This is a genomic window from Candidatus Thiothrix phosphatis (genome assembly GCF_035668035.1).
Lineage (GTDB): Bacteria > Pseudomonadota > Gammaproteobacteria > Thiotrichales > Thiotrichaceae > Thiothrix > Thiothrix phosphatis.
Genome location: NZ_JAYMYJ010000065.1, coordinates 1 through 15,044 on the forward strand (window position 1 = coordinate 1; position 15,044 = coordinate 15,044).

The following is a 15,044-nucleotide window of genomic DNA, read 5'->3' on the forward strand; positions in this document are numbered from 1 at the left end:
GAAAGCGCTGACGCAGGTCATGGTAGGTGATGTGGTGCAGGGCCACCCGGTTCCAGCATCGGGTTTGCTGCACCACCGGCGCCAGCGCATTGCATACCTCGGCGAAAGCCAGCTGCAAAGCCTGCAGGCGTGCCGTTTGCTCGGGTGTGGTGGTGAGGATGATATGCAACGGGGAAGTCATATAGGAGATAATACCACAAACTCCTATATGAAAACACGGGAACCGTAAATTTTTCGTGGAAGTCGTGGCCGCAACCGCCTGCCGCTTGCTTGTTGATTCAGGAAGGTTGCATATGGAAAATCCAATATGGCCTTGAATCAGTCAATTGCAGATCATGTCTAATCCAGGTTATGAACTGCAACCCATTGATTCATATGGTCGTGCGATTGCCATGGCTTGTGATTCCGCGCACATCGCACAAACCGGGCAAAGGCTTATACTTCCGGACGTTGAACAGGAGAAGAATTGTGATGATGTACGAGCTGCTTCGCCCAACCCTGCTGTTGCGCCTGCTGCTGACGATCGGGATGCTTCTGACGCTGGCGTCGGCCGCGCGTGCGACTCCCGCCGTGGGTGAAGTGACCCTCTGCATCGGGACTAGCCAGATTCAACGCGAAGGCCGGAGCGAGTCCATCACCAAGGGCTACAGTATCGTTCCCGGCGATGTCATCCGCACCACCACCAACGGGCACGTGCATGTCCGATTCGTCGATGGCGCACTGGTCAGCGTCCGTCCGGACTCGGTGCTGCAAGTGGTCGAATACCGCTATGACCCGGCCAACCCCTCCGCATCATTGATCAAGTTCTACCTCGAAACGGGAACCATGCGCGGCATCTCCGGGCTGGCGGCACAAGCGGCCCGTGACAAGTTCCGCCTGAACACGCCACTGGTGGCGATCGGTGTCAAGGGAACCGACTTTGTCACCCAGGCCGATGCCAAGCGCGCGGTCGTCCTGGTCAACCAGGGGGCGATCGTCCTCGCCCCGCTCGATAACGTTTGCCGTGTCGACGGTTTCGGGCCCTGCGCCACCCCCCGCTCCCGGGAACTGGCGGCGACCATGGACGGCATGGCGCTGGTGTATCGCCAGGCGGCCCGCGAACCGCTGCTGCAGCCGGTCAATTCGCTGCAGGGAGGAGACAAGATCGCCCCGACCTTGTTCCAGGAACGGATCAGCAGCGCCAGCACGGCGACCGTGGTGGCGGACGGCAAGGACCACGGTCGGGCCTTGTCCGAGGAAGCGGCCGCTGCGATGGAAAGTCTGCGCCTTGCACGGCAGGCAGCGGAAAGCAAGGTGATCCCTCCGACCAACAGCCTGATCTGGGGACGCTGGGGCGACAACGTCAGACCGGGCGACAACCTGACCGTTCCCTTCAAGGAGGCGCTCAGCGGTAACCGTGTGACAGTTGGTGACGGCTACTATTTCCTGTTCCGTAACGAGACCATCACCAATACCCTGACCAATGCCAGCGGCCTGGCGAATTTCCGTCTCGAAAGCGGCACGGCCTCCTACCGTGATCCGTCCAACGTGGTATCGGCGGCGACCGTCGACGGCGGTTCGCTGAGCATCGATTTCGGTCGCAACACCTTTGCCACGCAGCTTGCCGTCACCGCCCAGAAGACCGGGATTCAGGTGGTGACCGCGACCGGAACGATCGACCGGACGACCGGGATCTTTCTCAGCAACGGGGCCGCCGACCGGGTATCCGGGGCTGTCTCTCTGGATACCAGCCAGGCCGGCTATTTCTTCAGCAAATCCGTCGGGAATGGCGCCTTGATGGGTGCCACGCTTTGGCGTCGCTGAAAGAGCCACATCCATGATCGACCATCTCAGAGGGATTTCTCGTCGCATCCCTCCGGCATTCGCCGCGGGCCTGCTGCAAAAGCCGGCGCGGCTGCGACTCGCCGCCCTGTTCGCTGCCACGCTCCTGACACTGCTGGCCATTGGCCTGTCGGATTTGTCCCAATGGGACGAACTTTCAGCCGGCCTGTCCTGGCGAATGGCCGATCAGCAGGCCGTCGAACGCCGCGTCGTGATCGTCGATATCGATGAAAAAAGCATTCAGGCGATCGGCGCCTGGCCGTGGCCGCGCGCCCGTCAGGCCGAGCTGCTCGAGAAGCTGGACCAGGCGGGCGTCAGCCTGAAAATCCTCGACATTCTCTTCGATGGGCCCAGTCCGGACGATGCCCGACTGTCCAGTGCCCTGGCAAGCGCGGTGCCTACGGTCATGGCGCAACTCTTTTCATTGTCGCCCGAGCCGGCAGTGCATAGCGGCCAGCTGGCGGGTGCGCTGCCTTTTCCCAACTGTCCCCGGCCGGTCGAGCGGGCTTATGGCTACATGGCCAGCGACGTTCAGTTGCGCGCTTCGCCTTTCGCCGGTCACATCACGCCGCTGGTGGACCCCGACGGCGCGATCCGCCAGGTGCCGGCCCTGATCTGTCACGACGGCAAAACCTATGCCTCGCTGGCGATTGCCGGCGTCATCGCCGCGAGTCAGTCCATTCCCGAACTGTCCCCCGGCGTATCGCTGCTCGATCCACCCTGGTGGCTTGACCTCGGCGGCCTGCGTCTGCCTCTGGACGATGCCGGTCATCTGCGCGTCTCCTACCAGATGCCGCGCGCCGGCCTGCTGGCCGTCTCGGCCGCAGACGTGCTGCAGGGCAGGGCGCCGGTCGACCTGCTGCAGGGCGCCTGGGTGTTGGTGGGGGCCACTGCTTTCGGCGCCCGCGACGCCATCCCCACCCCGCAGGGGCGCGCCGTGAGCGGTGTCGAGGTGCACGCGCAGTTGCTCTCGGCGACGCTCGATGATCGCACGCCCTATCGGCCACGCGGCGCCGCCCTGTGGTCCTGGCTGCTGGGTGGCCTGAGCGCCCTGCTGCTGCTCGTCGCCCTGCGCCTGGCGCCACGCAGTGCAGCGCTCGTCCTGCCCATGGTGGCTCTGGCCAACATCCTGGCGATTTTTGGCCTGAGCACCCTGTTGCTGCTCAACCAGCACCTGTGGCTGGGCTGGGTTGCTCCCGGCGTGTTCACCGTATTCGCTGCCACGCTGCTCAGTGCCGGCGAATTTGCCCGCCTGCGCTGCGAGCGCGAGCGCCTCTACTGCCATCTGGCCAGCTATCTGCCCGAACCGGTGGCGCGCCAGGTGGCCACCCAGGAGCCGAGCGCGCAGGTGCGCGCCACACGCTGCGAAGCGACCGTGCTGCACGCCGATCTGCGCAACTTTTCGGCCTATTGCTCGGGCCGCCCGCCGGAGGAAACCGCCATGGTCCTGCACCTGTTCTTCACCACGGCCAGCCGCATCGTCGAAGCGCATGGCGGGGTGGTCGAACAGATGGTCGGCGACAGCCTGCTGGCGGTCTGGAACGGCTCGGCGCCCTGTGCCTGCCATGGCGCTCGCGCCCTCGATGCCGCGGAAGAGCTTTGGCGGGTCTGTACGCCGCAGTTGCCGCGCATCGCTTCGCGGCATGTGCCGCCGCTCGATCTGGGCATTGGCGTGGAAACCGGTACGCTTCTGATCGGCTCTTTCGGGCCGGCCGCCAGACGGACCCATGCCGTATTGGGTGAAGCAGTGACCGTCGCTACACGCCTGCAAGCACTCACCGGCGAATTGGCCCATCCCATCCTGATCGGTTCGGCGGTGGCCGGCACCGACCCTGAACGCGCACATCGTCTCGGCGATTTCCTGCTCGCCGGAATGACCGCGCCGCGCACGGTGTATGCGATCCCTGTAAAATATCCCAAGGGTCATCTGCGCCTCGTCTTCGACGCGGAAGCCGAGCAGCAAACCAGCGGCTGACTTCGATGCAGCGGCTCTGACCGCTGTCGAATACAGACCCCAGACCCCCTCTCCCCCAACCCCTCCCCCGCGAGGGGGGAGGGGAGCAGGAGGGTCGAAGGCCTGCAGGAAGGTCCAGGAGATTGCTGATCGCCCCTCCCCCCTTGCGGGGGCGAAGGCGGAGTTTCGCGGAGCACCGCCGTAGCCGGTTCGCGATGCAGTGCGGGCCGTAGGATGGGCCAGGGAGATCACTAATCTCCCCTCCCCCCTCGCGGGGGAGGGGTTGGGGGAGAGGGGAAATGGTGACACAAAAATTCGTCAAATCCCTGCGCCAGCACATGACCGAAGCCGAAAATCTGCTCTGGCAGCACCTGCGCGGGCATCGACTGAACGGGGAAAAGTTCAGGCGGCAGCAAGCGATTGGCCCGTATGTAGTGGATTTCGTGCATTTCGGTGCTCGTGTCGTCATCGAAGCGGACGGTGGGCAACACAATGAATCGCCAGGCGATGAAAGACGCGAGGCATGGTTGAAGTCACAGGGATTCCGGATTCTGCGGTTCTGGAATCACGAGATCTTCAATGAAACCGCAGCCGTTCTCGAGGCCGTGCTGGTTGCGGTCGAGTGCAGGCACCCCCTCTCCCCCAGCCCCTCCCCCGCGAGGGGGGAGGGGAGCAGGAGGGTCGAAGGCTGCAGGCGGGCCCGGAAGATCGCTGACCGCCCCCTCCCCCCTCGCGGGGGAGGGGTTGGGGGAGAGGGGGAGTAGTGACACAAGAATTCCTCAAATCCCCGTGCGAGCCGACTGCTCTGGCGGTATCTGCAAGAACATCGGCGGCACGGAGAAAAAGTTCAGGCGGCAACAAGCCATGGGACCGTATGGAGTGGATTTCGTACATTTCGGTGCGCGCCTCGTCGTGGAAACGGACGGTGGGCAACACCATCAATCGCCAGGCGATGAAAGACGAGAGGTATGGTTGAAGTCACAGGGATTCCGGGGCATGCGATGCTGAATCACAACATCAGCAATGGCGCTGTGGCCGTGCTGGCCGCCGGGGACAGGGACTCCCTCTCCCCCAGCCCCTCCCACGGCCCGCGCTGCATCGCGGGCCGGCTGCGGCGGCGCGGAGCGATGCTCCGCGAAACCCCGCCTTCGCCCCCCGCTAGGGGGGAGGGGAGACGGGGCGGATAGCGATCTGCCCAACACTTTCATTCTTGTCCCCGACATCCCTCTCACATTCACCCGACACCCTCTTGTGGTGAGACTTGCATCGACGCCATCGCCATGAGCCGGTCGACCTTTTTCTCCCTTGGCGCCATGATCCTCCGCGGGATCGCGCTGTGGGCTGGGACCGTCGGCCTGGCGGCGGCATTCGAGCCGGCAGTGACCTGCCCCACCTCGTTTCCGGTCCAGCCACCCACCCAGCCGGCCCAGCGCCAGGCCGAGGCGTCTCGCCTCGCCGGTCTGGAAGAGCCCTGCCAGAACCGGGCCGACTATTTTGCCTACCAGGGGGTGCTTCTGCTGACCCTCGGGCGCCCCCAGAAAGCGGCCCTGGCGCTGGAGAAAGCCCTGCTGCTCAATCCCGACCTGGCCGGTACCCAGCTCGACTACGCGCAGGCGCTCGCGGAAATGGGCCAACGGGATTCCGCCATCAGCCTCGCCAGCGAGGTTTCGCAACATCCAGATATTCCATTTGCGTTGCAGGCGTGGTTGTCCGAGCAACTCGGCGTCTGGAAGGGTGACGGCTGGCTGCTGGACTGGTCGGTCGAGTTCCTGGGGGGCGCCGAATCGAATCTCAACAGCGCTCCCGGCATCCAGTTCCTGACCCTGACCCTGCCCGGCGGCAGCGTCCCGGTGCAACTGGCCGACAACGAGCGCATTCCCGGTGGCGCGGCGCGCACCGCCTGGGTCGGCTCCGCCGCCCGCGCCTGGGGGGGCGGCATGGTCCTGTTCAACGGCGAAATCAGCACCCGCAACAGTCCCGGCAAGTCGGACACCAACCAGGCGATCGTCAGTGCCAACGCCGCCTACTTTCATCCCTTCCTCGACGGGCAGATCGGCCTCCGTTTCGGCCAGACCCGGCTCTGGATGGCCAATCAGCCGACTTACACCAGCACCGGCTGGGGTCTGCTCTACCAGCTCCCGCCGCCATTCGCACCCGCCGGCTGCGCCAGCAATCTTGGCTACAGTGATGAAAACCGGGATTTTCCCGCGGCCCCGCTGCAGGCCGGCCGCTACGCCGGCCCCAAAGCCTGGCTGTTCTGTCGAGGCGAGGTCTGGGATTTCAACGTCCTGTTACAGGATCGCAAGGACCGCGCGCGTGACTCCGACCGGCTGGGCGGCGACCAGCGGCGCTCCGACATTACCCTGGGCATCGCCCGCAGACTGGGGCCGGACACCGTGTCGCTGTGGGTCCAGCGTGGCCGGGACCTCGACGACCTCCCGTACAGCTCGCTGCTCGGCGGCCAGCCGCGCCGCGTCGACCGCCTGGCGGGACGCCTCTCCTACGAGCATCCGCTGGCGGATCAGTGGTCTATTGTGGCTTATCTCGAAAATACGTTGCAAAAAAGCAACATAGCCCTGTTCAATATGGAAAATCATGCGATATACTTCGGCCTCAAGTTTCACGGGCGCTGATCCGGGTTTTTTCTTGCGGCCGTGGGACTGATGGTTTTGTCATAGACAGGGCAGCAAACCGCGAATTTGGTCTTTGTGATTGCAATCACAAACAGGCGGGATTCCGGCAAGCTACCATGTGCTCGTCTGATGGTGTGGCAACTCTGGCGAAAAGCAGGATCGCCCGAGACCAAGCGGTTCCGGGGAAGCAATGCAGCGAAAGCAGACCGGACACGAGATGAAGCACTTTGCCTCAGACTGTTTTGGTGAGTGTCCAAAAACCAGGCCTCGGCTTTGTGCACAAAATTTGTTCAACCTTTGAAAGGAAGTTTGATGATCACCCCCTCCACCAATAGTGTCGTCACTGCACGCTTCGCCGGTGCGATGTACAACCTGGCTCTTAACTACAGCACGACTCAGCAGGTTCTGGCTTCGACCTCGACTCCCGGTGCCATGACTGATCTTGAGAACCAGTTGTTCATCCGCGACTTCTCCAATATGGCGACCGGCGACGTGGCAACCATCGTCGCCACCAATCTGGGGCTGACCGGCGAAGCCTTTGATGCGGCAGTCGTTTTTCTCACCGGCTGGATCACCGGCACCGTCTTTACTGAGCGGGGCGCGGTCATCGCCCAGATCGTGAACAACTTTTCACTGATGACCGAAGACCCGACCTTCGGTACCTTTGCCAAGGCCTGGAACGTCAAGGTTGGTAACGCAGTTGCATACGCACAGAACTCCTCGAGCACGGCCACCATCGCCTTCCCCGATGTTCCCAGTGCCAACCTGGATTCGTTTACGCTCACCAATGGCACCGACATCGCTACCGCCAATATCTTCACGGCGGGCCTGGTCTACACCCCGGGCGGGAACGACCGCATCAACTCCCTGCAGGACGAAGACCAGTTGACCGGCACGGGCAACAACCCGACCCTCAATGCCACGCTGGGTAACGCTGAAGACAACGGCGGCCCGATCATCACTCCAAAACTGACCGGCATTCAAGTCATCAACACCGCTTTCACTGGTTCCGGCCCATCTGCGGTGATCGCACTCGACCTGCAGGATGCTACCGGCCAGACAGAGATCAACATCACCCGCGTCTCGCAGGCGGTCAATACTGCCGAGGTGGGCAATATCATGACGCCCGCTTCTGCGCTCTCGCTGGCCAATACCAATGCTAATCAGACGGGTACCGTCGAGTTCTCTTACGGCGCCAACGTTCTCCGTGGCGACAATACCGGTACCATCGACGTATCCAATGTTCAGGTCGGTACCTTGAACATTGGCCAAAACGCTACCGGTATTGCCACTACCAGCGTTTCTACCAACGGTTTCGAGCACCTGACCCTCAACAGCACCGGCGCCGCCAACACCATCGGCACTTTGGCTATCCCGATGGATACCGGCACCAATGGCAATCTCACTATTACGGGCGACCAAGCGCTGACTTTGGCCAGTCGGGCGAGCATCCTGCTGGCCCCAGGTTCTAGCTTGGTTGAGGGCTCCGTTTATACCGGCGGTGTGACCGGTAACCAGGGCCGTCTGGCATCTATCAATGCTTCCGCGCTGACCGCCTCCCTGGGGCTGAACATTGCCCCCGGTCTCCTGAGCACGGGCAAGGCCGGCACCTCCGGGCAGCCTCAAGACGTCACCATCACGGGAACGAAATTTAACGACACCTTTTATTTGAACGACACCGTCCAAACGAATTCTGATCGTTCAACGGGTGACAAGATCATAGGCGGTGAAGGTGACGATACTCTGGTTGTTTTCTCCGGTGGCGTCGGCGAATCTTTAACCAAAGATGGCATCTCTTATGCGATTCCTGGTCCCAAACTTGTTACCGAGGTGGAAAAATTAGACATCCAGTTGCTCGGAAATGCGTTTGTCGACTTTCTGCGGATTCCTGATGCCAACCTCGTCAGCGTTCGCAATATCGATAGCTTAGCCATCGCCGGAAGTAATAATCGCGTTGCTGCCGACAACGGCAATTGGAAAGCGGATTTGGTCGACCTATCGGCTGAGCAGGGTAAGGCGCTGAATATTCAGCACAGTACTACCACCAACAACTCGATCGTAGATACCACCGTTTTTGCCCATCTGCTAAGCTCGCTAGGTACGAACGATCTCGTCGGCATCAGCATTAACGAAGGGGTCAACTCGGATCCGCGCTTCAACTTCACGCTCTTGACCAGCGGAGATGTTCCGGACACCGTCGGTGTCGAACGTGTGGAAAGCCTGACCATTACCGATACCGATACCGAGTCCAATTCCATTGAACTGGGAAGTGCCGCCAGCCACACGGGAACCATCACCATCGCCGGTGGCCTGGCCGGTACCTTCCTCAATCTCGACGTCAATACCGCTTCTACTGAACTTGGCCTCAATGGCCTGAAGCTGATCGACGTTAGCGGTAATCAGATTGATAATCTCGGTCCTGAAAGTGTCAGGGAAACGCTTGTCGATTCGGCTAAAGGGTGGCAAGACGTCGGTGCCCTGGCGACCGAAGTTCGCCTAGTGGCTGGTGTCATCGACGCGGCTGCTGCAACCGCTGATGTTATCGTGCGTGTCAGCACGACCACGGCCAACACCAACGGTGGGCAGAAGATCACCATGGGGGCCGGTAACGACACCGTAATCTTCGACGATATCGGCGTCTCCTCGGCAACCCGTGGCAACGCGGGTCTGACCAACGCCGACACTGTCGTGGGAGGGTCAGGTGCCAATGTTCTCGCCATCGACGGCGACGGTGTGAAAATCGTTCTGCAGCAGTCCGAGTGGGACAACGTCTCCGGCTTCCAGACCATCTACCTCGCCGGCAACGGCGGCGGTCAGGGACTCCCGGCGCAGTATTTCCTGCAACTTGACAACGACCTGATCACCAAGAACGGCATCGATGGGAATCTGATTACTATCGACAACGATGATGACTCCCAAGTTTCCAAAGTGACCAACACCGACGTACGCCTGAGCAACAACAGTGTTCGTATCGACGCCACGACACTGTCTGCTGACAAGCACTTCGCCTACGACGGCGAAGAAGGTTCGGGCTCGACTATTGACCGCTTCGTGGTGAACGATCAGAACACCAACGGCGGCAATGTCATCGATGGTGGCGACGTCAACATTGTGGAAGGGGTTTCCGGGGGGGTGACTCGCCAACTGGCGGGTGTCCAGTCCCTCGATGTTCTGGAAGTCCGCAACACCGCTACGGTGACCACAGCCGACCTGACTCAAGTCAAGAATGTCGGTACGATCGTGATCAACAATGACCAAGCCGTTGCCCAGACGCTGAACCTTGTCCTTAACAGCACGGTGGTGGACGCCCTGAGCGACTCCGGCCATACCGCAACCCTTGCTGAAAAGGAAACCCTGACCATCGTCGCCAACGATGGACAGATGACCGACGCCGCGGGTAGCCCGATTGCTCCGAGCGCGGCCTCCGTCATCAGCCTCAACGCGCGCGAGGTCTCCGGTGCCTTCAATCTCAACATTACCGGCGATCAGGTTTTTGCGGGCAACGATACGCTGAACCTGGCGGTCAACCTCGGTGGGGGCAAGAACACCATCAACCTGGGCGCGGGTACGGATGCGATCAACTTCTACACCGTTGCCGGTGTTCAAGTGCAGACTACCGCTACCGGCCTGAAGTTCGTCTCGGCCAACGGCCTGTCGACTCAGGACGTCGATCTGGATGCAGGGAATACGATCAAGTACTTCGACCAGACCACTGGCGCTGAGTTGACCCTGACCGGTGGTGTGCTCGTTCCGGGTACTGGACCTGGACCTGGACCTGGACCTGGACCTGATCCCACGAAGACCGTTGTGAATATCGCTGTCGGCTCCACTGCTGACGTGATTGGCAACAACACCGTTGCCGAAAACTTTAATTTCAATGCGGTATCTGCTCGCGCAACGGCGGACGATACCCAGCGCAAGATCGTCAACTTCGAAGCAACAGGCGGTAAAGACGTGCTGACCTTCGATTTGCCAACCGCGGCCGCTACGACCACTCTGGCTGCTTTCTTGGGCGCAGGGATTCAAGGTGTCACCGCGGCAGTAGTCGAAATTGGTTCGGGTGCTGGAACCGTGGTAGACTTCGGTCCTGATGGCAATGCTAGTGCGTCAGTCACCCTCCTGTTGGCTGGCATTCTCAACCCTGCTGATGTTGTGGTAAACATTATTTAAGGGAACCCAGCAGGCAGGCTCACCGCCTGCCTGCAGTCTGTGTTTTTTGTTTATTTTGGAGATTAATTACCATGGCTATCACAAGCGGATCGGATCGCGACTTCGTAAGTTCTCTGGGTACTTTCAATCTTGGACTTGGGGGGGGGGATGACCTTTACGTGCTCGACGGTGAAGGGACCGGCTCCAGCACCAAAATTACAATCGTCGACTCTGGCGTTAACCGTATTCAGCTCACTTCAGGTCTTACCATCAAGAGCAGTCTCGTCGCGAACAATACGACGGTGCTTACACTTTCTAACAACGCCGAGATTACCGTCAGTAACGCGGCACAGTTTACCTACATTATCGGGGGGACGGCGGGTACCGGCGCAGGCGGTACGACACAGACCTATACTCAATTCGCAACCACGACACTGGGTGCGGCGTCCGTTCCAGCGTCCGGGGCAGCGGCCGTTGCTGGTACGCCGAACATAACGGTTGGCGGTTCCACTCCGACTCCCGGTGGTGTTGTCACGCTCACGGTTAATCAGGATATCCCTCCTGCCTCCGCTAAATTCGAGGCCCCGATTTTCACCTCCACTTCTACTGGTAACCAGATTCAAACCCTGACCACGGTTGATCAACTGACTGGCACCACTGCCGCCACTGACGTGTTGAACGCAGTGTTGAACGCTACAGAAGTGTCGACCAAGCCAACCCTCAGCGGTGTTGAAAATGTAAACCTGACGGCGATCGCGGCTAGCATTTTCGACGCTGCCAACAGCACCGGCATCAATACCATTTCCAGTGTGGATTCGAGTAGCAACCTGACTGTACGCAATCTGGCTTCTGGCGCGGCTGTTCAAGTCAATAATAGTAATGTAGGAGTTCATTCGCTGTTCCAGTTTGCCAACAGCGTGGTCTCCGGCACCAATGATGCCGTTACTATCAAGTTGGATGGGGTTGGCCGTGGTGCCACTGCGGGCAACACCCAGATCCTCAACGTGCGGGGCGAGACTGTTGGTAACTTCGAAGTGCTCAACATCGAATCCAGCGGCGGTGCTTCCCGTTTTGCCAATATCGGTTCTGACCCAACGGTAGGTCTCGGGGTTGCGCCGACCGCAGCATCCAGCTTGGTCAAGACCGTCAACGTCAGTGGTACCGCTAACCTCCGCGTTGACAACGCCCTGCTGAACGTGACCACGGTGGATGCCCAGGCATTTGGAGGTAATCTGCGCGTGTTGCTGGACGCTACCAAGAACGTGACCGTGACCGGCGGCAATGGCGCTGACTATATCGACTTTGCTGCTGGCCTGAGCAACTCGGATAGCGTGAAGGGGGGGGGCGGCCGTGACGTCATTGCAGTGACCAGTAATGCTGGCGTCGGCGATGGCAACAAGGTCACCGAAGTCGAAACGTTGCGTAACGACGGCGCAGCTGCTGCTACCATTTTCGACTTGAGCAAGGTCGCCAGCTTCGACTCCGTGGTTCACAACACTGCCAACACGGCCACCTACAACAACCTGAGCAAGACTGGCGCTGCTGACGCAACCATGGGTGTGACTCAGTTGAGCACCGGTGCGATAACCGTGGGGGTGAAGGATGCCAACGTGCTGGGTTCCAACAGCGACGTGCTGCAGGTGAGTGTGGGTACTGCACTCAACACTGCTACTTTTGTAGCGGGTGCGGTGACCACTTCGGCAATCGAGAAAATTGTCGTGGATGTCAAGGACGCAGGCGCTAACACGGCAACGGCTGCTGGGGCTTTTTTGACCGCTGATACGGCCATTACTACCGTCGAGTTCAAGGGGGGTAGCATTGGCACGGCTTTTAACGCTGGTGCGATTGCCGGTTCTGGCGTATTGCTGACGAACATTGACGGTTCTGCCTTTGTCGGTAATCTGACCGCTTCTGGCAACCTATTCTCCCAAGTGATCAAGGGTGGCTCCGGTAACGATGTTCTGTCAACCGGTGGCCGTGCAGCATTTGCTCTGGGCACGGTGGCTGACACCCAGACCGGCAACACTGGTTCTGACACCTTCTCATTCGCCGCTGCTACTGGCGCATTGACTGATGCCAGCTTGACAGCAGCCAATTTAACTGCTGTTGATGCGGCCGCGGCAGTCGCTGCTACCAACCGCGGCGAAATTTCTACCATTACTGACCTGAACTTGGGCGGGGCTAACACGGGTACCCGTGTCGACATCATTGATCTGGGTACGCCGGGCGCTGGTTGGTCGATTGGTGATTTTGAGGCTGGTGCCATCCAAATCGTCAACGGTGGTGCAGTAACTGCTCTAACGGGTCTGAATTTGGGCGCGGCTCTTAATACGGCCGTGGCCGATACCGGCATTCTCGGTTCTGCTACTCAGTCGACTACCTTGACGGTTGCAGGAATTGCTGGGGGAACGACCAATGCAAAGGCGGGTCTGTTCAGCTGGGCTGGCGACATCTACTTGGTTGCCGCTTCCAACCGTACGCTTGCCGATAACTTTGGCGCCGTGGCCGGTGAAGACATCATCATCAAGGTGACCGGTGTGACCGGTACGCTGGACGCATCTGACTTCATCTAAAGCAAGCATTAGGGGGATGCACGGTTATTTTGGCCAAATCATCCCCCCCATGACCCTCAGCCAACCGAGGGTGCTATAGACTCGAACCCCGCTGCTCACAAAGCAGCGGGCTTTTTTCTGAAACAAGGGAAAAGGCAAGGAAAAGGGGGCTGGTACAATTGTTTGCGGTGGAGAAAGAAAAAAAGGGGCCAGGCTGTTCGCCGTGATCGGCGGTATATCCAGCGGGTTGAAGTCCCGTGAAAGGAATTGTCCGTACGCCTTTCTAGCGCCGGGAAGCAGCGTTCGAGTAATCGGAAGTCGTCAACTTGATGTGGTCTTTCGAGAAGATCAGTGTCGTGCCCGTCTGGGGCACTCCGCGCGGAACCTCTCCGTTCTGCGCAAGTTTGTTCTGGCCTCTTGGCGCAAAGAAGAGGGCTCCAAGATGGGCTTGAACCGCCGCCGTCTTCATGCCGACCGAAACGAGAGCTATCGTGAGTCATTGATCACTTTGGCTTTCTCCGACCGGACGCTCATCAATTGTATGAACTCTGCGTAAGCGATTGCCCTGAAGGACTATCCCCTTTACATCGGAGAGTTGCTGGTATCGATGTGCATCGCATGCGGCATGTCGTGACGGTGCTGATTGAAGGAGACGATGGCACGCTCAGCAAGCATCAGCGAGAGTTTGGTGGCTTCAAGCGCGACATGAAGGCGATGGCGGCCTGGCTGCAAGAGCTTGGTGTAGAGTGGGTGGTGATGGAGAGCACGGGCATTTACTGGAAGAGTGCGCATGCGCATATCGAACGGGTGGGCATTCCTGCGTTGGTCGTGAATGCGCATTTCATCAAATATGTGCCGGGCCGCAAGACCGACATGGGTGATTCGGAATGGCTGGCTGTGCTGGCGCGGTTTGGGCTGGTGCGGGGCAGCTTCATTCCGCCGAAAGACTTGCGTGAATTGCGCCTCCTCTCGCGCTATCGCCGCAAAGTTTCGCAGATGCTCGCGAGCGAAACCAACCGGATGCACAAAGTGCTTGAGGATGGCGGGATCAAATTGGGTGCCGTCGTCTCCGACATCAAAGGGGTTTCCGCACGCGAGATGGTGGCTGGGCTGATTGAAGGCAAACCGCTTGGCGAGATGCTCGCTATGGCGCGTGGCAGCCCGAAGAACAAACGCGACGACCTGGCCGTATCGCTCGATGGCGATCTCTCGCCACGCCATTTGTTCGTCCTGCGCCAGTTGCATGAGCACGTGACCGCATTGGAACGACAACTCGCCCAAATTGATGCCGAATTGTTTCAGGCGATGACGCCTTACCACTGGGCCTGGGTACTCCTGCAGACGATTCCCGGCATGGATGCCATCGCCAGCGCCATGATCCTGATTGAGATCGGCGACGACATGTCGCGTTTTGGCGATGCCGACAGACTGGCCTCATGGGCCGCCCTGTGCCCTGGCAACCATGAATCGGCGGGCAAGCGAAAATCAGGAAAAACGCGAAAAGGAAACGCCATTGTTCGTTACCTCTTGTGTGAGTGCGCGAATGCAGCGCGAATGACGAAAAGCAGTTTGGCCTCCAAATACCGCAACCTGAAAGTTCGCAAGAGCCACAACAAGTGCATTGTTGCCATCGCACATAAAATGATTCGCATCATCTATTTCATGCTGTCGCGGCGTGAGCCTTATCGTGATCAAGGGGTGAATTACGAGGCCATGTCCGCTCGAAAGAACGCTTCACGCTGGATCAAGGCCCTCAAAAATATCGGCAAGTTGCCAGAAGCAACCGCTGCCTCAGCCTGACCAGCCATAATAGCTTCACTTGACTATCCTGCTGACCGCGTGAGGTCTTTGTTTGTCTTTGTTCCCCGGGCTTTCACGGTAACCAGAAAGAAAGCATGTACCAGAAACCCGAACTCCTTGATCAGTCGACGCACG

The 15,044-nt window shown here is 59.7% G+C and carries 9 protein-coding genes; 8 read left to right on the plus strand and 1 reads right to left on the minus strand.

The window, feature by feature from the left end; genetic code table 11:
- Positions 1-181 (minus strand): hypothetical protein (locus tag VSS37_RS07400; protein ID WP_324694165.1); only part of this gene is annotated, 181 nt, incomplete at its 3' end.
- Positions 182-471: 290 nt separating this feature from the next.
- Here VSS37_RS07400 and VSS37_RS07405 point away from each other — a divergent pair.
- The 8 genes from VSS37_RS07405 (at position 472) to VSS37_RS07430 (ending at position 14,909) form a co-directional block, all read left to right on the plus strand.
- Positions 472-1,803 carry a FecR family protein gene (locus VSS37_RS07405; RefSeq protein ID WP_324694166.1) on the plus strand — a complete coding sequence of 444 codons (1,332 nt, stop codon included), beginning with the start codon at positions 472-474 and terminating at the stop codon, positions 1,801-1,803.
- A 13-nt stretch (positions 1,804-1,816) separates the two neighbouring features.
- Entirely contained in the window at positions 1,817-3,796 is a 1,980-nt protein-coding gene (locus VSS37_RS07410) for a CHASE2 domain-containing protein (protein WP_324694167.1), read from the plus strand.
- A gap of 317 nt (positions 3,797-4,113) precedes the next feature.
- A complete protein-coding gene (locus VSS37_RS21815; protein ID WP_375339130.1) occupies positions 4,114-4,539 on the plus strand; it encodes an endonuclease domain-containing protein in 426 nt (141 codons plus the stop codon).
- Positions 4,540-4,564: 25 nt separating this feature from the next.
- A complete protein-coding gene (locus tag VSS37_RS21820; protein ID WP_375339129.1) occupies positions 4,565-4,783 on the plus strand; it encodes a DUF559 domain-containing protein in 219 nt (72 codons plus the stop codon).
- 272 nt (positions 4,784-5,055) lie between these two features.
- Positions 5,056-6,408, plus strand: coding sequence for a tetratricopeptide repeat protein (locus tag VSS37_RS07415; RefSeq protein WP_324694168.1), 1,353 nt, complete (start codon positions 5,056-5,058; stop codon positions 6,406-6,408).
- Positions 6,409-6,720: 312 nt separating this feature from the next.
- Positions 6,721-10,578, plus strand: coding sequence for a beta strand repeat-containing protein (locus tag VSS37_RS07420; protein ID WP_324694169.1), 3,858 nt, complete (start codon positions 6,721-6,723; stop codon positions 10,576-10,578).
- 71 nt (positions 10,579-10,649) lie between these two features.
- The gene (locus VSS37_RS07425; RefSeq protein ID WP_324694170.1) at positions 10,650-13,130 is read left to right on the plus strand and encodes a beta strand repeat-containing protein; all 2,481 of its coding nucleotides are present in this window, start codon (positions 10,650-10,652) and stop codon (positions 13,128-13,130) included.
- Between the two features lie 516 nt (positions 13,131-13,646).
- Positions 13,647-14,909, plus strand: a complete 1,263-nt coding sequence (locus VSS37_RS07430; protein WP_324694171.1) for an IS110 family RNA-guided transposase — start codon at positions 13,647-13,649, stop codon at positions 14,907-14,909.
- Positions 14,910-15,044: the final 135 nt, after the last annotated feature.